Raw genomic sequence first — 17,881 nt, 5'->3', positions numbered from 1 at the left:
ACTTTACATTCATTGCGTAATATGTTAATATTCATATGTAACCGGTTACATAAAGGAGATTTAATAAATGAACATACGGGATATTGCCAAAAAGGTGGGTGTTTCTTCTGCGACTGTATCCAGAGTAATCAATCAGTCTGGATACGTAAAGGACGAAACGAAGCAGAAAGTTTTAGCAGCGATTGAAGAAGCGGATTTCGTACCGAATGCCATAGCAAGAAGCTTAAGCATCCGCGACTCTTCCAGTATTGGGGTTATTGTCCCGGATATAGCCAATGAATTTTTTTCCAGCATCATAAGCGGAATGGGAGAACTGGCGGCTAATAAACAGTATAACATTGTTTTATTTGATACAGGTGAAATGCAGGAAAGAGAACACCAGTACCTTCAGATGGCAGAAGGACAAAGACTTTCCGGATTGATCATAACCCCGGTTTCCGAGCTTGACAGGGTGACTCTGGATAAGCTGATCCAATTTGAAAACAAGGGAATTCCGGTGGTTTTAGTTGACCGTAACATTAAAAATTCCAGTCTGGATGGGGTTTTTGTAGAAAATGACGCCGCTGCTTATAAAGGGGTGGAAGCGTTGATTCATGCCGGACACCGTAAGATCGCAATCATTACAGGTCCAAATACTTCTATGCCAGGAAAAGACCGGTTAAAGGGATATAAGGCGGCCTTAAGTGATTATGAGATTGAACTTAAGGAAGAGTATATTGTATCCGGAGACTTTAAGATCATTAAGGCATACGAACGGACAAAGGAATTGCTTCAGCTTCCGGATCCGCCGACTGCGATTTTTGCCTCCAATAACCAGACCAGTCTGGGAGTGCTCAAGTATCTTACCGAGCAGAAACTTAAAATAGGCAGGGACATATCAATCGTAGGCTTTGACCAGATTGAATCCCTTAAAATAATTGATTACAGACTATCAACCATTGAACGTGATGCAAAGAAGCAGGGATATGAAGCAATGGCAATGCTCATTGACAAGCTGTCCAATAAAGAGAGCAAAAGCTCCGGCAGAAAAATCTTTGTTCCGTATCAGGTGGTGCTTCGCGGGTCAGAATTAACAAAATAGGCTGCGGTTAGCAGTTTATTTTTACCCCGGGTATGTAACCGGTTACATATCCGGGGATAGATAATAAAAGAAAAGAGGAGAAAAAATGGATATCGCAAAATTAGTGGATCACACGATGTTAAAGGCAGATGCTACATCAGAAACAATTAAAAGATATTGTTCAGAAGCAAAAGAATATGGATTCGCATCGGTGTGCGTGAATACATGTCAAGTACCTCTCGCTGCACAGGAATTAAAAGGCAGCGGCGTAGCGGTTTGCTGTGTGGTTGGTTTTCCCCTGGGAACCATGATGACTTCTGCAAAGGCATTTGAAGCCTCCGAAGCAGTGAAGGCAGGGGCAGATGAAGTGGATATGGTAATGAATATCGGCGCCATGAAAGATGAAAATTATGATCTGGTGCGTGATGATATAAAAGCAGTTGTAAAGGCTTCCCAAGGTAAGGTGGTTAAAGTTATTTTAGAAAACTGCCTCTTAACGAAAGAAGAAATCGTAATAGCCTGTGAGATTTCTATAGAAGCCGGAGCAGATTTTGTAAAGACATCCACGGGTTTTAGCACAGGCGGTGCACTGCCGGAGGATGTGGCACTTATGAAGCAGACAGTAGGTGACCGGGCAAAAGTAAAGGCAAGCGGAGGAATCCGCACACAAGAAGAAGCCCGGGCTATGATAGAAGCCGGAGCGGACCGGATTGGGGCAGGCAACGGTATTGTCTTGCTATAAGGAAGGAGAAGAGTTATGGGGAAAAAGGTAACAGTTTTCGGAAGCTTTGTAGTGGATCTGATGGGAAGAAGCCCCCATCTTCCGGTTCCGGGAGAAACCGTTAAAGGAAGCATTTTTAAAATGGGTCCGGGCGGCAAGGGCTTCAACCAAGGGGTAGCTGCTCATAAGGCGGGAGCCGATGTGACCATGGTAACAAAGCTTGGGGAGGATGCATTCGCAGATGTGGCCCTAAATACCATGAAAAAGCTGGGAATGGATACGGGACGGATATTCCGAACCAGTAAGACAGAGACAGGCTGCGCGCTGATCATGGTGGATGAAAACACCAGCCAGAATGAAATCGTCGTTATTCTGGGTGCCTGCGACACGATTACAGATGAAGAAGTAGAGTCTATTTCAGACCTGCTGGATCAATCGGAATTTCTGTTGACCCAGCTGGAAACCAATATTTCTTCCGTGGAAAAAGTAATTGATCTTGCATATGAGAAAGGCGTAAAAATCATTTTAAATACAGCACCTGTACAGCCGGTCAGTGACAGTATTTTAAGCAAGGTGGATTTAATCACACCTAATGAAGTAGAAGCTGAGATATTAACCGGGATACCGGTGGATGGGGAAGAAAATGCAGGAAGAGCTGCAGACTTCTTTTTTGAAAAAGGGGTTAAAAATGTACTTATTACCTTAGGGGGCAAAGGAGTTTACTTAGCAACTCCTGAGAAGAGGGGCCTCCTGCCTGCTTACCGGGTAGAGGCAGTTGATACAACCGGTGCAGGGGATGCATTTAATGGCGGCCTGGTGGCAGCCCTGGCAGAAGGAAAGGATTTATGGGAGGCGGCAGCCTTTGCCAATGCATTAGCCGCAATTTCGGTACAGAGAATCGGAACCACACCGGCCATGCCTGACCGGGAGGAAATTGACTCATTTATCAGAAAGCAGGAGGAACGGTCATGTTAAAAACAGGAATTTTGCACCCTCAATTAGCAAGGGTCATGGCAGAACTCAGGCATATGGATATGCTGGTGATCGGAGATGCCGGCCTTCCTATTCCAAAGGGAGTGGAACGGGTAGACTTAGGCTGGAAGCCGGGAAGCCCCTCTTATCTGGAGGTTCTGGAAGAAATAGAAAAGTATATGGTGACGGAAAAGGCCATATTTGCAGAGGAGGCACTTGAGGTAAGCCCGGGACTTCATGAGAAGGCGCTGGCTCTCTTGCCGGAAGGCATTCCGGTGGAGTATGTGCCCCATAAGGAATTAAAAAAGATCACTGAGGGGGCCAAGGCGATCATCCTGACAGGCGAATTTACGGGATACACCAACGTAGTCCTGGTCTCAGGCTGCGCATATTGACCGGAAGTAAAGGGGAAGTGGTGAAAACATATGGGAGGAAGGTTAGTTTTAAAACTGGAATCAATCGTAAAGACGTTTCCCGGTGTCAAGGCTCTTGACGGGGTGCATCTGGAGATTTTTGAGGGAGAGGTCCATGCCCTGTGCGGAGAAAACGGAGCAGGAAAATCCACTTTAATGAAGATAATCGCGGGAGCACAGCCTTATACTTCCGGCACCATGTATCTGGATGAAAAAGAGGTGGTGTTCCATTCCGCAAAAGACGCAGAAAAGCACGGAATCGCCATGATTTATCAGGAATTTAATATGGTTCCGGAACTGTCGGTGGCTGAAAACATGTATCTTGGAAGGCTTCCTGTCAATCAGTTTGGGAAGGTGGATTGGAACAGGCTGTACCGGGACGCACAGGAAAATCTGGATCATCTGGGCTTAAAGTTCAGTGCAAGGACCAAGGTCAGGAACTTATCTGTGGCAGAGGCTCAAATGACGGAAATTGCCAAGTGCCTGACAATTGGAGCAAAAATCATTATTATGGATGAGCCAACTGCAGCACTGGCAGAAGAGGAAATCCAGATTCTCTTCCGGACCATTGAGGAACTGAAGAAAAAGGGAATCGCAATCATTTATATATCCCACCGGATGGATGAGATTTTTCAGATTTCAGACCGCCTTACGGTTTTCCGGGATGGAAAGTTCGTTGCATCAAAACTCATTGGAGAGACGGATTATGATGATGTGGTATCCATGATGGTCGGACGCAATGTATCCAACCTGTACCCGGTAAGGGATTACAACCCCCAGGAAGTGGTATTTGAGGCCAGGAAGGTGAACAGCCACGGAGTCCATGACGTCAGCTTAAAGCTTCATAAAGGGGAAATTTTAGGGATTACAGGTCTTCTGGGTGCCGGTACCATAGAACTCTCCAAGCTGATTTACGGCGCTATACCAATGGACAGTGGGGAAATATTCGTACATGGTGAAAAAAAGGACTGTTCTTCACCAAGAAAAGCATTAAAAGCAGGAATCGGCTTTGTCTCGGATGACAGGAAACAGGAAGGGCTTGTTTTAATAAGAAGCATCAAAGAAAATATTTCCATGTCTTCTTTAAAAAAGCTGACCAAAGGATTCCGGTTAGACAACAAGCTGGAAATGGAACGCGTAAAGGAACAGGTTAAAGCGTTGAATATTAAAGTCAGTTCTGCACAGCAGCCTGCCGGAAAGTTAAGCGGCGGAAACCAGCAAAAGGTAGTGTTTGGAAAGGTGCTTTTAGCAGATTCTGATATTCTGATTTTAGATGAACCCACTAGAGGAGTAGATGTGGGAGCCAAGGCGGAAATTTATGCCATTATGAATGAGCTGACGGAGGCCGGCAAGAGCATCCTGGTAATTTCCACGGATCTGCCGGAGCTTATTGGAGTCAGTGACCGTGTCATTGTCATGCGGGAAGGAAGAACGGTATTAGAAATCTCCAAACAGGAAATGAATCAGGAAAAAATATTAGCGCATGCATCTGGAGGGGTAAGCGAAAATGAATCAGGAAACTAAAAAACGGTTAATCAACCAAATAAATATATATCGCTCGGTTTTGATCTTACTGGTAATCTGTCTCTTTGCCGCTTTTTTATCAGAAAGCTTTTTAAGTGTTTCCAACCTGTTTAATGTGTTTAAGCAGGTGACAGTTGCCGGTATTATCGGATGCGGCATGACCTTTGTAATCCTTACCGGCGGAATCGATCTGTCCGTAGGCTCCATTCTGGGGTTTGCCGGAGTTGTAGCCTCCGGCGTACTGGCCTCTACCGGCAATACCTTTCTGGCGGTACTGACAGCGGTTGCAATAGGAATTACCTGCGGAACCGTAAATGGATTTTTTATTTCCCAGTGCGGGATTCCCCCATTTATTGCAACCCTTGGAATGATGACCCTGCTTCGGGGCTGCGTTTTGGTCTACACCAAAGGTTCTCCCATTCCGGTCAAGGTAGATTCCTACAAATTTATTGGAAAAGGTACGGTTCTGGGGATTCCGGTGCCTGTTATTATACTGATAGCGCTTTTCCTGCTGGCACATTATATATTGACACAGACCAGCTTTGGACGAAGCATTTACGCATTCGGCGGAAACCGGGAAGCAGCCCGTTTATCCGGAATTTCAGTAAAAAAGACGGAATGGATGGCTTACATCATTAACGGTTTCTTAAGCGGCATTGCGGCAGTGGTTTTAACAGCCAGACTGGGGTCTGCCCAATCTACCAGCGGACAGGGGATCGAGATGGATGCCATTGCAGCGGTCATACTTGGAGGTACCAGCTTAAGCGGGGGAACCGGATTTGTGCTGCCTACTGTGGTAGGTGCCATGATCATGGGAATTATCGATAATATTCTTACGCTTATGAACGTAAATCCCCATGCCACCAATATTGTAAAGGGTGCAGTTGTACTCATCGCAGTTTTAGTGGACAAAAAGGTTAAGGATTTATCTGCGAAAGCAGAATAAATAAAACTATTAATGTAAAAAAGAAGGGAAGGTACAAAATTATGATGAAAAGAAAACACATGGCAGCAGTAGCAGCCGCAGGACTTGTCCTTGCATCACTGGCAGGATGCAGCAGTGGAAACAAGGCACCTGAAACCAAACAGGAGACCGCACAGGCGGAAGCAGCTACGACAACAGCAGAGGCCCAGGCAGATGCTGCGTCAGGGGGCAAGAAATACGTGATAGGTCTTGCAATGAATACCCAGACAAATCCATTCTTCGTGGATGTAAAAGACGGGGTACAGAAAGCCGCAGATGAATTAGGCGTGGAGCTTTATATTACAGATGCCCAGGATGATCCTGCAATTCAGATGAAGGATGTAGAAAACCTGATCACCAAAAAACCAGACTGCATCATCATTGATACCTGCGATTCCGATGCAATCGTTTCTTCTATTGAAGCATGTAACGAAGCCGGTATCCCGGTGCTTACCATGGACCGTGAGGCAAGCGGCGGGGAAGTGGTTTCCCATATTGGCTACGATGCCATCAAATCCGGAAAACTGGCAGGCCAGTATCTGGTAGACACACTGGGAGGCAAAGGAAATATCGTAGAAATCCAGGGTATCATGGGAACCAATGTGGCCCAGAGTCGTTCCCAGGGCTTTAACGAAGTGATAAGCCAGAATCCTGACATGAAGATCGTTGCCTGCCAGGTTGCAGATTTTGACCGTTCCAAGGGCATGAGCGTAATGGAAAACATCCTTCAGGCCAATGACCACATCGACGGATTATATGCAGCCAATGATGAAATGCTTCTCGGTGCTTTGGAAGCGATTGAAGCTGCCGGCCGTTTAGACGAGATTACCATGATCGGCTGCGATGCCATTGATGACACCATTGAAGCAATTAAGGTAGGAAAGGTCGAAGCAACGATTGCAGAACCGCCTTTCTTCCTTGGAAAAGCGATTATGAACTCTGCATACAATTATCTTCAGGGCAAAGACGTAGACAAGTATGTGATCCTGGACAACGAACTGGTAACCGCTGATAATGTAAATGAATTAGTTACAAAAGAATAATCCATATTATATATTAGCTGGGGCATCAGACTGGTTTAATCGGTCTGGTGCCCCGGCTCTTTTTATGGGACGTGACAATATCTGTAGATTCTGAAAAAATTTTTTGCTATTGCTTGTGATATAATTTCTACAGTTTTAAATGATGGTGGCCCAATCAAAAGAATGCATTGATTTAATTGCAATGAATGCGTTAATCATAACAGGTATAGGGCTTCTGAATCTTCAGAACCTTGTTTTTCATTTCCTGCAACTTTTTTGCATCTGAAATCATCTATATAACAGAAAGGCAAAAATGTCTGGTAAAGGACAGAAAGGGTAACGAATGAGACAAGAGATTTATGATAAGATGACAGGCTACATCATTGAAAACCAGAAAAAGTTTTACCGGCTGGCATTCAGCTACGCCCGAAATCAGGAGGATGCTCTGGATATTGTTCAGAATGCGGTATTAAAAGCGCTGGATCATTATGAATCCTTAAAAAATACCGATGCCATCAAAACGTGGTTTTACAGGATTCTTGTAAACGAAAGCATTTATTTCCTCAAGAAAAACAAAAAAGAGATCGCCTCAGGAGAAGAACTGGGTCTGGAGATCCCCTATTATGAACAGGGCTTTGAACCATCGGATGACCTTTATAGCGAGATCAACCGGTTGGATATGGAAATACAAAATATCATTAAGCTTCGTTTTTTTGAAGAAATGTCGCTGAAAGAGATTGCAGAGATCACCGGTGCCAATTTAAACACGGTAAAGGCAAGACTGTACCGTGGTTTAAAAATGTTAAAGCAGAATATTCAGGAGGTAAACTTATGAACCAGTTGGATGATGCAAAAAAAAGATACGATGAGACTCACATTCCCGAGGAATTAAGCGGATGGATACAGGGTGCCATCGAACAGTTTGAAGGTAAAACAGCAGCAAGCAGCCAGAATAATACCGGGAATGGAAAGAGGCGGTATTATAAATGGGGACTGGGAACAGCGGCCGCTTTCCTTATTACATTTACAGCGGCGCTGAATATAAACACAGCGTTTGCAGAGGAGGTACATCAGCTTCCGGTTGTCGGCGCCATCGCCCGGATACTTACCGTAAGTTCCTATAAAAAGGCTGTTGGGGATGAAAAAATTTCGGTAGAAGTACCGGGTGTGGAATTTATCCAAAATGACACCCACGGACTTTCCAAACAAATAAATGAAGAAATCCAGGAAATCTGCAGCAAATATGCGGATGAATCATTGGAACGGGCAAAGGAATACAAACAGGCATTTTTGGATACAGGCGGAACAGAGGCAGAATGGGCGGAACATAAGATCGAGATCAAGGTGTGGTATGAAATCAAGGCCCAAAGCGATGATTATCTTTCCTTTGTTGTAAGGGGAACAGAGAGCTGGACTTCTGCCTACAGTCAGGAAAAGTACTATAACATAGATTTAAAGTCAGGAAAGCTATTATCCCTTAAGGAGGTTCTTGGAGAGGATTATATCAATAAAGCGAACGAAAGCATTAATAGCCGGATGGAGGAAAAATCAAAGGAAATTGGTATCCCGTTTTTTACCGCTGAGGAAGGCGGTTTCGAAAGCATTTCTGATGAGACAAAATTTTATATGAAAGAGAATGGAAATCCGGTCATTGTTTTTGACAAATATGAGATAGCACCTGGAGCAGCCGGGGCGGTTGAATTTGAAATAGAAAGGTAAAGAGTAAATAATGTTTATGGCACTGTAAGGCAGGCTGACTTAAACAAGCGTATCGACCATTGCCATTTGCGCCGGAGGCGTGATGGGGCTTCCTCTGGTTGTATCTGATTACCGAAGCAGAAAGATATTAAAGCGGTTTAAGGTGATGCCTGCTGCATTTCAAAAAGCAGCAGATATCCTGCCGTTGACACAGGGAATTAAACTTCTTAAGGCTGCTTCACTGGGGCTGCCAATGGACGGGGTTTTCATTCCAGTTACGGTAATGATCGGAATTGCAGTAATATGTATCAGTGTTTCCCTCCGCTTTTTCAAATGGGAATGACAGAACTTACCGCGTCAATGATTATGGCAGTTTTTCTTTTTTACACTATTTCCTTCACCCAGGTGAACATGTTATAATGACAAAAGAATCGGGGCAGAGCAGGGGGATAATCATGTTAAAAGTACTAATAGCGGACGATGAAGAAAAGATCTGCCAGTTGATCGAGAAGCTGATCGACTGGCAGGCGCTGGATATGACGCTTTGCGGTGTGGCAAATAATGGGATCGAGGCACTTGAAAAGATAGAAGCCCTTTCTCCTGATGTGGTGATTACGGATATCCGGATGCCGGGATATGACGGACTGGACCTGGTAAAAAAGACCCGGGAACTGAATGTAGGCGTGGAATTTGTGATTATCAGCGGATACCGCCATTTTGAATATGCCCAGACGGCGATCAAATATGGGGTCAGCGATTATTTGTTAAAGCCCATTAAAAAGCAGGAACTAACGGAAACTCTGGAAAAAATCAGAGTAAGGTACAATGAAAAAAGCGAGCAGCTGACCTACGAGGAGCGGGTCAGGCTGGCAAGAAAAAGCGATGCGGAAAGGCTGAGGACCATATGGTTCTCCAATGTCCTGTACCGGGACCGGAGCGAACAGGATTGTTCCAGCCTGGAAGAAATCAACAAGCAGTATTATTATCAGCTAAAGCCGGGATGCTTCCAGATCGTTTGTGTCAAATTTGATGGAATTTCCATGCCTGACGAGAAAAACCTGGAATTTCTGACAGAAAAGACAACTCAGATTGCAGAGCAAATGCTGAAAGGCCAGGTATTTGACTGGGAATTGTATGTGGAAAACAGCCATATTTACCTGTTCCTGAATTATGGGGAGGAAAACAGGAAGCTCATCCGCCGGCAGTGTAAAAACATATTAAATGAGCTTGCTGTGCTGGAATCCATTTTGGAAGGACTCCGCGTGACCATTGGCTTTGGCACAACCGTATGGAATATCGAACAGCTAAGAGGTTCCCTCAAATCCGCCAGGTACTTAGTGGAGCAGCGGCTGGTGGCAGGAAACGGCAAACTCCTGGAAGGGGAACTGCGCAGTTCCTTTCATCTGGCATCAAGCCAGTGGTTCACTCAGTTTAACCAGAATATGAACACAGCCCTGGAAAGCCTGGACCGGCAGCAGGTGGGTGATTGTCTGATGAAGCTGAAAGAAGGACTTTTGGAGCAGCCGGATATGACCGGACATGAAATTCTGCAGATGTGCAGGGAAGTTTGTAATCTTTATCTGTTTTTCATGAAAAATCATAAAATTCCAATTGAACAGAATTTCATGGAACGGTTTAATCAGGGAGTGGAATTTTGTTCCTCTGCAAGAGAGGTCCTGCGCTATCTTATAAAGGAGATTTCTGCATCCTACGATAATGCCGTAGCCGGAAAGATGCAGGAGAATAACCGCCCCATACGCATGGCAAAAAAATATATCAGAGATCATTACAGGGAAGCAATTACCCTGGAAACTGTCAGTGAAGTCGCCGGATTCAATCCTACCTATTTCAGTTCCCTGTTTAAGAAAGAGACAGGAAAGAATTTTCTGGAGTTTTTATCCGAGGTGCGCATGGAACAGGCGAAAAGCCTTTTAAAGGAAACGAATTTAAATGTTGCATCCATATGTGAGGAAGTGGGTTACAGCGATGTAAAGTATTTTACAAAGAATTTTACCAAATATTCCGGTTTAAAGCCAAATGAGTATCGGAAGCTTTATTCCTGATGGGAGGCGTATTATGAAGGAAAAGTTACGGTTTCTGTCCGTCAGGGTGATTCTTCTTTTAGCAGGTCTTTTGGCCGGGTTCCTACTATTGCTTTGCTATGCATTGTACTTGACCAGGGGTCAGCCGGAACAAATCTGGCTTTTCATTGCGTCGTCGGTACTGCTGGCCCTGTTTTTTTACGGCGGATATTATGGAATTTATAAGCCCATGCAGGAGACAAAGCGGGTGGAGCGGCAGTTCGCTTCCGGCAGTGTTTTAAATGACTTATTTAAAATACGCTATCCCTACTGCCCGGAATCCGAGAAAGTAAATCAAAGGTTCTTTGATATGCTTGGAACCAGGGAACTGATCAATGTTTCAAAAAAGCAGGCGGAATATCTGGCTCTCCAAAACCAGATCAATCCCCATTTTTTGTACAACACCCTGGAAGGCATACGAAGTGAGGCTCTGAGCCTTGGAGTGGACAGTATCGCGGAGATGACAGAGGCTCTTGCCACTTTTTTCCGCTATACCATTTCCAATGTAGACCATCTGGTAAACTTAGAGGATGAGCTTGCAAATATTGAGAACTATTATTATATCCAACAGTTCCGTTTTGGAAAAAAATTACAGTTAAATATCCAGTATGCATATTCCGAAGAACTGGATGAAATGGAGATCCTGCAATACCGCCTGCCAAAGCTGACCCTCCAGCCGGTTGTTGAAAATTCCATTTATCATGGGATCGAACGGAAAATAGGAGAAGGGCATCTGATTATTAAAATTTTGGTGACCGATTCCCGGCTGATCATCAAGGTATCTGATGATGGGCTTGGCATGGAGGCCGACAGAGTCAGGAAGCTGAATGAAAAGCTTAAAAGCCTGTCCTTAGACGACGTGAACCCTGATATGGACCGGAAAGGCGGCATTGCGATCCAGAATGTCAACAACAGGATCAAGCTGCTTTTTGGAGAGGAATATGGTATCCACGTCTACAGCCAGGTAGGAGCAGGGACAGATGTTGAGATATCCCTTCCTCTGGTAAAGGATTGACAGGACAGAGAGGTGATGAGATGAGAAAGGAAATTCTCCGGCTGAATCATGTTACTCTGGAAGAAAAGGGGGAGCGTTATCTGGATAATCTGGACTTTTATATTCTCCAGGGAGAAATTATGGGGCTCATCGTTTCCGATGCAAAGGGCTGTTCCCAGCTGATCCGCCTTATCTGCCATAATATTCCCATAAGCTTTGGCGGAGTGTATTATGAAGGGAACCGGGTAAATCATTATTCCCACTCGGATTTCACCGACAACCGGGTTTATGTCATTGAGGAGAGGGGACGGCTCATAGACAGCCTTACCATATCCGATAACCTGTTTGTTATGCGGAAAGGGTTTAAAAAGTATATGATTAACAGCAGGGTGCTGGATCATCAGGTGGAGTTGCTGATGAGGCCGCTGGGGCTGTCCATTGATCCCAAACGCCGGATTTCGACCTTAAGCGCCTTTGAGCGCTGCGTTGTTGAGCTTTTAAAGGCCATTCTGGCCGGGTGCAGGTTCATTATTCTGGACAGGATCAGCAATTTTTTAAGCCAGATGGAACTAAAACAGTTTCAGGACATTATCAGAGAGCAGGCAAAGCGGGAAACCGCATTTCTTTATATGGGAAACCATCATCAGGAGGTGTTCCAGATCACGGACCGGGCGGCTCTTTTTCACCAGGGTACCATCTGGAAGGTATTTGAGAAGGAAGAAATGGTGGAAACAGCCCTTCAGCCCTATACCATATCCTTTGACTTATCCGGCAGCCAGATCCGGGAACCAAAGGAGGAGGCTGTCCTTAAGCTGGAGGGAGTTCATTTGAATGGGAAAGAACCGGTGGATTTTTCTCTGAGAAAAGGGGAATGCCTTATGATACTGGATACGGATAACCAGACCTGGGAGCCCTTGGTGGAGGTTCTATCCGGCAGCAGGGGAATCAGGGGTGGCAGGATTTACCTGGGGGAAAGGGTTTTTGCAGGAGAGGAGCCTACAGACTTTTTTAAGGAAGGGGTAGCCGTTATTCCCGATGATCCGGCTGAAACTTTTCTGTTTCGGGATATGAGCTATATGGAGAATTTGACCTTTCTTCTGGACCGGAAGGTGCGGCTTGGAAATTTAAAGCGCAGCCATCTTCGCAGCGTTCGGAAGGAATATAGGAATAAGGTAGGCCCCTGCATTGATGCGGTGAAGATTGACCGTTTAAGTCTGCGGGAAAAATACGGCCTGGCCTATTACCGGATCCATCTCCTTCACCCAAAGGTCGCCGTGTGCGTGCAGCCCCTGGCAAAAGGGGACATGTACTTAAGGCGTTATGTACTGGATTTGATCCAGGAGTTAAAAAACAGCGGGATCTCGGTACTCATTCTTACCAGCAACCTTGCCGACAACATGGATGTATCGGACCGGATGATAGTCCTGCGGGCTGGAAAGGCGGCGGCAGAATACATGAAAGAGGAATTCTATAAAGTGGGCTGGTGATAAAAAGGATTAACAGGCGGTCTGACTGCCTGTTTTTCATTGCTGCAGGTCATCAGACTGCCAAAGATTGCCCCCCTTAAACGGAAGAATCTCCCCTACTTTCCATGAGCTTCCAATGATATACTAATTACAGAAGCTAGAATTTGAGAGAAGTATGAGGGTGAAAGGTATGCAGGAAGATATTGTGCGGATGCAGAATATTACAAAAACATTCCCTGGTGTAAAAGCGCTTGACGATGTTTCATTTTACTTAAAGTCAGGCGAAGTTATGGCATTGTTGGGTGAAAATGGTGCGGGAAAATCAACACTTGTTAAAATATTGAGCGGTGTCTACCCAAAAGATGGAGGGACCATTGAGGTATTTGGTTCTGATATTCGGGAAATGACCACACAGAAGGCAAAGGAACTGGGAATAGCGATCATCCATCAGGAACTGAACATGTGTCAGCATTTGACTGTAGCGGAAAACATTTTCCTGGGACGGGAACGGACAAGGGGAATGGTTCTTTCTGAAAAAGAGATGAACAAGGCGGCGGCTGAGATTCTGGGACGCATGAATATTGATTTAGATCCGGAGGAGTTAGTAGGAAACCTTGCAGTATCCAAGCAGCAGATGGTTGAGATTGCCAAGGCACTTTCCATGAATGCCAGGGTCCTTATTATGGATGAACCTACGTCAGCCCTGACATCAAAGGAGATCAATGATTTGTTTGCAATCATTAAAAAGCTGAAAAAGGAAGGCTGCGGAATCGTATACATATCCCACCGTCTGGAAGAGTTAAAACATATCGTGGACCGGGTCACAATCATGAGGGACGGAAAATTTATCACTTCCATGGATTTTGATCAAAAGCAGATGGAAGAGATCATTGCCCACATGGTAGGCCGCGAAATAAAACAGAAGTTCCCCCGTGTTTCCTGTCCAAAAGGGAAAAGAATCCTGGAGGTCCGTAACTTAAATGCAGGGCGGATGGTACGCAACATCAATCTGGAGCTGTACGAAGGTGAGATCGTAGGCATTGCAGGGTTAATGGGGGCAGGGAGGACGGAAACCACCAGGGCCATATTTGGAGCGGATCCCAAGGAAACAGGGCAGATTATCCTGGATGGAAAAGAGGTCGCCATACATAACGTGGAGGATTCCATAAAAGCAGGCATTGTACTGGCTCCTGAGGACAGGAAAAAGGATGGCCTTTGCACGAAGCTCAGCATACGGGACAACATCGCTCTTCCCAATCTGGATATCCTGTGCGGAAAGCTTGGGATCGTCAACAGAAAAAAAGAGAGGGAAATGACGGATAAAACAGTGGTTTCCTTAAAAATCAAGCTGCCAAGCGCAGAGGTGAATGCCGGAAGCCTGTCAGGCGGCAACCAGCAAAAAGTGGTGGTGGGTAAATGGCTGGCAAGGAATTCACGGGTGGTGATTTTCGATGAACCCACCAGAGGAATCGACGTGGCTGCCAAGGTAGAGATCTATAACCTGATGAACGAATTAAAACAGGAGGGGATCGGCGTTTTATTTGTCTCATCGGAAATGCCGGAAGTCCTTGGCATCAGCGACCGGATCATTGTCATGTGCGACGGGAAGATTACAGGGGAAGTGATGACAGCTGAGGCGACACAGGATCAGATCCTTAAATTTGCGACTCAGTTTGAAAGCAAGATCAGTTAAGAGAAGGGCAAGGAGAGGTAACATGAATAGTAAAAGACAGAGTTGGTATAAAAGGCTGTTTGCCGTTCGCGGGATGGGGCAGGTAGTCACTGTAGGTGTGGGACTCATGGTCATGTGCGTTGTTTTTGGCATCATAAACCCTACATTCTTTTCCGGGAAAAATGTTGCGAATCTATTGCGCCAGATTGCGCCCATCCTGTTAATCGGCATCGGCCAGTCCTATGTATTGATCACCGGCAATATTGATTTGTCCATTGGTTCCGTTGTCGGCATGAGCTGCATGATATCTGCGACCATGATGACAAATGGCATAAATCCGTGGGCAGCGGTACTTCTTACCCTGATATGCTGTCTGATCGTAGGAGTGGTCAACGGCTTACTGGTAGCCAAGTGCAAGCTTCCGCCTTTTATTGCAACCTTAGGCACCATGACCATTGCCAGGGGCGTTGCCCAGATCGTCAATAATAACTACAATACCGATGCCATCGGAGACGGGGCAAAGGGGTTTCGGAATTTCTTTTATTATGGAAAGGTTGCCGGAGTGTATAATACGGTGATCATAGCCATTGTTTTATGGCTGGTATTTAATTTCCTCTTAAGCAAAACAAGGACCGGCCGGCATATTTATGCAATCGGAAGCAATATAGAAGCCTCCAAGCTATCCGGGGTAAATATTGTCGCCACTACCACAAAGGCTTATCTAGTCAGCTCCTTTTGTTCCTGTATCGTAGGACTGGTGATCTGTGCAACAAGCGGCATGGGCACCATGGATGCCGGCAATGCCTATGAAATGTATGCTGTGGCGGCTTCCGTAATCGGAGGAGTGTCAACCCTGGGAGGCCAGGGAATCTTAATCGGTACGGTGATCGGTGCTTCCATCTGGGGCGTACTGCAGAATGGCCTTCAGTTTGCAGGTGCTCCGGTTGCCATCCGCAACATTGTCATCGGTGCCATTGTGGTGATCTCCGTATTGATCGATGTAATTGTAAGAAGCGGAAAGCTTGGTAAGAAAAATAAGTTAGAACCATAAACAAGGTATTGGAGCCTGAGGCTTTGATATAGGCAGACTATAAAATATTCAAATTTAAGGAGGAAAAGGTTTATGAAGCGGAAAGTATTGGCGGCTATTCTTTCTATGGGAGTGATTGCCTCTATGGCAGGCTGCAGCAGCGGGCAAAAAGAGGCGGCAGCTACCACTGGGGCAACAACTGAGACTGCAACGGAAGCTGCAGCTACAACAGAAGAAACTGCGAAAGAGGCAGCTTCCGGCGGAGGCTCACACAAGGTTTACTTAATCACCATGGATCAAATGGACCAGCACTGGGTAAACGTGGATGCAGGCGCCCAGAAGGCCGTAAAGGAGCTTGGAAATGTAGATTATAAGTGGCTGGCTCCTGATGTAAAGGATGACGCAAAGCAGATCGAATGCATCAACAATGCCGTAGCAGGAGGCGCTGAAGCCATTTTACTGGCGGCAAATGGCCCTGATGCAGTGACAGCATCGTTACAGGAAGCCATGGACGCAGGAGTGAAGGTGGTATACGTAGATTCCGCAGCATCCCTGCCGGCGGTCCAGACCCTTGCAACAGATAACAAAGCTGCCGGAAAAACTGCAGGCGAAGAAATGATCAAAGCCTTAAAGGCTAATGGAATTGAATCAGGCAAGATCGGCATCGTAAATGTGAATGCTGCAACCGCATCCACAGTAGCCAGAGAAGAAGGCTTCCGTTCTGCATTTGAGGGAACAAAATTTGAGATTCTGGAAACTCAGTACGGAGAAGGCGATGCGGCAAAATCCAAGGATATTGCTGCAAACTATATCACCCAGGGCTGCGTAGGCATTTTCGGAGCCAATGAAGGCTCTACCGTAGGAACCGGCAATGCCATTCAGGAAGCAGGCGAGACTGTGATCGGCGTAGGCTTTGACAAATCCGACATGATCCTTCAGCTGATTAAGGAAGGCTATCTCCTGGCAACCATGGCTCAGAATCCTGATGTTATGGGATATGAAGGAGTGAAGACAGCGGTTAATGCCCTGGAAGGCAAGGATACAGGAGACAAGAACTTAGACACAGGAGTTTCCGTCCTCACAAAAGAAGCAATAAAATAAAATGCGGGTATAAGCGCAGATATATTTCATAACAGTGAAAGAGCAGGGCCGGTATTTCGGTTCCTGCTCTGTTGGCATATTTTTCTTAATGAAGGTAAAACCGCTGCCAGACGAGATGTCAGGCGAATCAAATTTACTTATAATAATAGAAGGACTGAGGTATTACGATGCATATAGTGGGATTTGATATTGGAGGAACAAAGTGTGCGGTGTTTCTTTGCCGCCTGGAAGGCGATACGATTATATGGATTGACCGGAAGGAAATACAGACAACATCAGACTGGAGAGCCGTGTTGGATACCTTATGTGGTTATGGGGAAGGGATGCTTAAAACCCATGAGGTCTCCCGGTCTCACTGCCGCATCGGGATATCCTGCGGAGGGCCGTTGAGCCCTGACCGCACGGTCATCTGCTCTCCGCCTAACCTGCCGGGGTGGGATGATGTTCCCGTTGTTTCTTATCTGTCGGTAAAGCTTCAAATGCCTGCCAGGATGTTAAACGATGCCGATGCCTGTGCCCTTGCCGAATGGAAATATGGGGCCGGAAAAGGATCTCTTCATATGATATTCCTCACCTTTGGCACCGGCCTTGGCGCGGGGTTTATTTTAAATGGACGTTTATATACTGGAGCCTGCGGCATGGCAGGAGAAGTGGGGCATGTCCGCCTTAAGGAGGATGGGCCGGTGGGATATGGAAAGGCAGGGAGCATGGAAGGATTTTGCAGCGGCGGCGGAATCCGGCAAATGGCAGTACATAAGGCGGAGCAGATGGAAAAGGAAGGAAAAAAGGCATCCTTTCAGACAGGAGAAATGGAGAAGATCAGGGCAAAGGATGTGGCAGAGGCCGCCAGGGCCGGCCATGAGGATGCCGCAGAATTATTGAGTGAGTCAGGAACGTATTTCGGAAGAGGACTGTCCATGCTTATCGATATCCTGAATCCGGAGGTAATCGTTGCCGGCAGCATATACGCCAGAGCCCATGAATTCATGGAAACAGCTATGTGGGATGAAATCCGTAAGGAGGCTCTTGCCTCTTCTGCAGCCGCGTGCAGGATCGTGCCGGCCCGGTTAGGTGAGAAGATAGGGGATTATGGAGCTGTTATGGCTGCGGTTTATGAATAGAATTTATGATTTTTTGAAAAGGAGTGACAACTGGCGGGGAAC

16 protein-coding genes and 1 pseudogene are annotated in these 17,881 nt (G+C 46.0%); all 17 read left to right on the top strand.

The window, feature by feature from the left end:
- Positions 1–67 precede the first annotated feature (67 nt).
- The 17 genes and pseudogenes from ABFV83_RS07425 (at position 68) to ABFV83_RS07345 (ending at position 17,839) form a co-directional block, all read left to right on the top strand.
- Positions 68–1,081: a LacI family DNA-binding transcriptional regulator gene (locus tag ABFV83_RS07425; RefSeq protein WP_349948260.1), complete on the top strand. Its 1,014-nt coding sequence runs from the start codon at positions 68–70 to the stop codon at positions 1,079–1,081.
- A gap of 85 nt (positions 1,082–1,166) precedes the next feature.
- Positions 1,167–1,802, top strand: a complete 636-nt coding sequence (gene deoC, locus ABFV83_RS07420; RefSeq protein WP_349948259.1) for a deoxyribose-phosphate aldolase — start codon at positions 1,167–1,169, stop codon at positions 1,800–1,802.
- Positions 1,803–1,817: 15 nt separating this feature from the next.
- Positions 1,818–2,756, top strand: coding sequence for a ribokinase (rbsK, locus tag ABFV83_RS07415; protein ID WP_349948258.1), 939 nt, complete (start codon positions 1,818–1,820; stop codon positions 2,754–2,756).
- Positions 2,750–3,148 (top strand): D-ribose pyranase, encoded by a 399-nt coding sequence (gene rbsD, locus ABFV83_RS07410; protein WP_349948257.1) that lies wholly within the window; start codon positions 2,750–2,752, stop codon positions 3,146–3,148. The genes rbsK and rbsD overlap by 7 nt, the downstream gene beginning before the upstream one ends.
- Positions 3,149–3,178: 30 nt before the next feature.
- Entirely contained in the window at positions 3,179–4,690 is a 1,512-nt protein-coding gene (locus tag ABFV83_RS07405; protein ID WP_349948256.1) for a sugar ABC transporter ATP-binding protein, read from the top strand.
- Entirely contained in the window at positions 4,674–5,636 is a 963-nt protein-coding gene (locus ABFV83_RS07400; protein ID WP_349948255.1) for a ribose ABC transporter permease, read from the top strand. Before ABFV83_RS07405 ends, ABFV83_RS07400 begins: the two co-directional genes overlap by 17 nt.
- A 44-nt stretch (positions 5,637–5,680) precedes the next feature.
- Entirely contained in the window at positions 5,681–6,697 is a 1,017-nt protein-coding gene (locus ABFV83_RS07395; RefSeq protein ID WP_349948888.1) for a substrate-binding domain-containing protein, read from the top strand.
- 322 nt (positions 6,698–7,019) lie between these two features.
- Positions 7,020–7,511 carry a sigma-70 family RNA polymerase sigma factor gene (locus ABFV83_RS07390; RefSeq protein ID WP_349948254.1) on the top strand — a complete coding sequence of 164 codons (492 nt, stop codon included), beginning with the start codon at positions 7,020–7,022 and terminating at the stop codon, positions 7,509–7,511.
- Positions 7,508–8,395, top strand: coding sequence for an RsiV family protein (locus ABFV83_RS07385; RefSeq protein ID WP_349948253.1), 888 nt, complete (start codon positions 7,508–7,510; stop codon positions 8,393–8,395). Before ABFV83_RS07390 ends, ABFV83_RS07385 begins: the two co-directional genes overlap by 4 nt.
- A gap of 52 nt (positions 8,396–8,447) precedes the next feature.
- A pseudogene (locus ABFV83_RS07380) lies at positions 8,448–8,717 on the top strand (hypothetical protein); the annotation flags it as partial.
- Positions 8,718–8,829: 112 nt separating this feature from the next.
- A complete protein-coding gene (locus tag ABFV83_RS07375; RefSeq protein WP_349948252.1) occupies positions 8,830–10,437 on the top strand; it encodes a response regulator in 1,608 nt (535 codons plus the stop codon).
- Positions 10,438–10,450: 13 nt separating this feature from the next.
- Entirely contained in the window at positions 10,451–11,470 is a 1,020-nt protein-coding gene (locus tag ABFV83_RS07370; protein ID WP_349948251.1) for a histidine kinase, read from the top strand.
- A 20-nt stretch (positions 11,471–11,490) separates the two neighbouring features.
- On the top strand, positions 11,491–12,936 hold the full coding sequence (locus tag ABFV83_RS07365; protein WP_349948250.1) for an ATP-binding cassette domain-containing protein: 1,446 nt from the start codon (positions 11,491–11,493) through the stop codon (positions 12,934–12,936).
- A 169-nt stretch (positions 12,937–13,105) separates the two neighbouring features.
- Positions 13,106–14,608 carry a sugar ABC transporter ATP-binding protein gene (locus ABFV83_RS07360; RefSeq protein ID WP_349948249.1) on the top strand — a complete coding sequence of 501 codons (1,503 nt, stop codon included), beginning with the start codon at positions 13,106–13,108 and terminating at the stop codon, positions 14,606–14,608.
- 22 nt (positions 14,609–14,630) lie between these two features.
- Positions 14,631–15,638 (top strand): ABC transporter permease, encoded by a 1,008-nt coding sequence (locus ABFV83_RS07355; protein WP_349948248.1) that lies wholly within the window; start codon positions 14,631–14,633, stop codon positions 15,636–15,638.
- 72 nt (positions 15,639–15,710) lie between these two features.
- On the top strand, positions 15,711–16,718 hold the full coding sequence (locus tag ABFV83_RS07350; protein WP_349948247.1) for an ABC transporter substrate-binding protein: 1,008 nt from the start codon (positions 15,711–15,713) through the stop codon (positions 16,716–16,718).
- Between the two features lie 167 nt (positions 16,719–16,885).
- Positions 16,886–17,839: an ROK family protein gene (locus ABFV83_RS07345; protein ID WP_349948246.1), complete on the top strand. Its 954-nt coding sequence runs from the start codon at positions 16,886–16,888 to the stop codon at positions 17,837–17,839.
- Positions 17,840–17,881 lie beyond the last annotated feature (42 nt).

The organism is Lacrimispora sp. BS-2 (assembly GCF_040207125.1).
In the GTDB taxonomy this organism is placed as follows: domain Bacteria; phylum Bacillota; class Clostridia; order Lachnospirales; family Lachnospiraceae; genus Lacrimispora.
This window is presented reverse-complemented; position numbering and strand designations above follow the sequence as displayed.

Excerpts from the sequence above, each read along its gene's own strand:
- ABFV83_RS07365 (WP_349948250.1), top strand. The coding sequence starts at position 11,491 with ATGAGAAAGGAAATTCTCCGGCTGAATCATGTTACTCTGGAAGAAAAG.
- ABFV83_RS07370 (WP_349948251.1), top strand. The coding sequence starts at position 10,451 with ATGAAGGAAAAGTTACGGTTTCTGTCCGTCAGGGTGATTCTTCTTTTA.
- ABFV83_RS07395 (WP_349948888.1), top strand. The coding sequence starts at position 5,681 with ATGAAAAGAAAACACATGGCAGCAGTAGCAGCCGCAGGACTTGTCCTT.
- ABFV83_RS07360 (WP_349948249.1), top strand. The coding sequence starts at position 13,106 with ATGCAGGAAGATATTGTGCGGATGCAGAATATTACAAAAACATTCCCT.
- deoC (WP_349948259.1), top strand. The coding sequence starts at position 1,167 with ATGGATATCGCAAAATTAGTGGATCACACGATGTTAAAGGCAGATGCT.
- ABFV83_RS07345 (WP_349948246.1), top strand. The coding sequence starts at position 16,886 with ATGCATATAGTGGGATTTGATATTGGAGGAACAAAGTGTGCGGTGTTT.
- ABFV83_RS07350 (WP_349948247.1), top strand. The coding sequence starts at position 15,711 with ATGAAGCGGAAAGTATTGGCGGCTATTCTTTCTATGGGAGTGATTGCC.
- ABFV83_RS07425 (WP_349948260.1), top strand. The coding sequence starts at position 68 with ATGAACATACGGGATATTGCCAAAAAGGTGGGTGTTTCTTCTGCGACT.
- ABFV83_RS07400 (WP_349948255.1), top strand. The coding sequence starts at position 4,674 with ATGAATCAGGAAACTAAAAAACGGTTAATCAACCAAATAAATATATAT.
- rbsK (WP_349948258.1), top strand. The coding sequence starts at position 1,818 with ATGGGGAAAAAGGTAACAGTTTTCGGAAGCTTTGTAGTGGATCTGATG.
- ABFV83_RS07405 (WP_349948256.1), top strand. The coding sequence starts at position 3,179 with ATGGGAGGAAGGTTAGTTTTAAAACTGGAATCAATCGTAAAGACGTTT.
- ABFV83_RS07355 (WP_349948248.1), top strand. The coding sequence starts at position 14,631 with ATGAATAGTAAAAGACAGAGTTGGTATAAAAGGCTGTTTGCCGTTCGC.
- ABFV83_RS07390 (WP_349948254.1), top strand. The coding sequence starts at position 7,020 with ATGAGACAAGAGATTTATGATAAGATGACAGGCTACATCATTGAAAAC.
- rbsD (WP_349948257.1), top strand. The coding sequence starts at position 2,750 with ATGTTAAAAACAGGAATTTTGCACCCTCAATTAGCAAGGGTCATGGCA.
- ABFV83_RS07375 (WP_349948252.1), top strand. The coding sequence starts at position 8,830 with ATGTTAAAAGTACTAATAGCGGACGATGAAGAAAAGATCTGCCAGTTG.
- ABFV83_RS07385 (WP_349948253.1), top strand. The coding sequence starts at position 7,508 with ATGAACCAGTTGGATGATGCAAAAAAAAGATACGATGAGACTCACATT.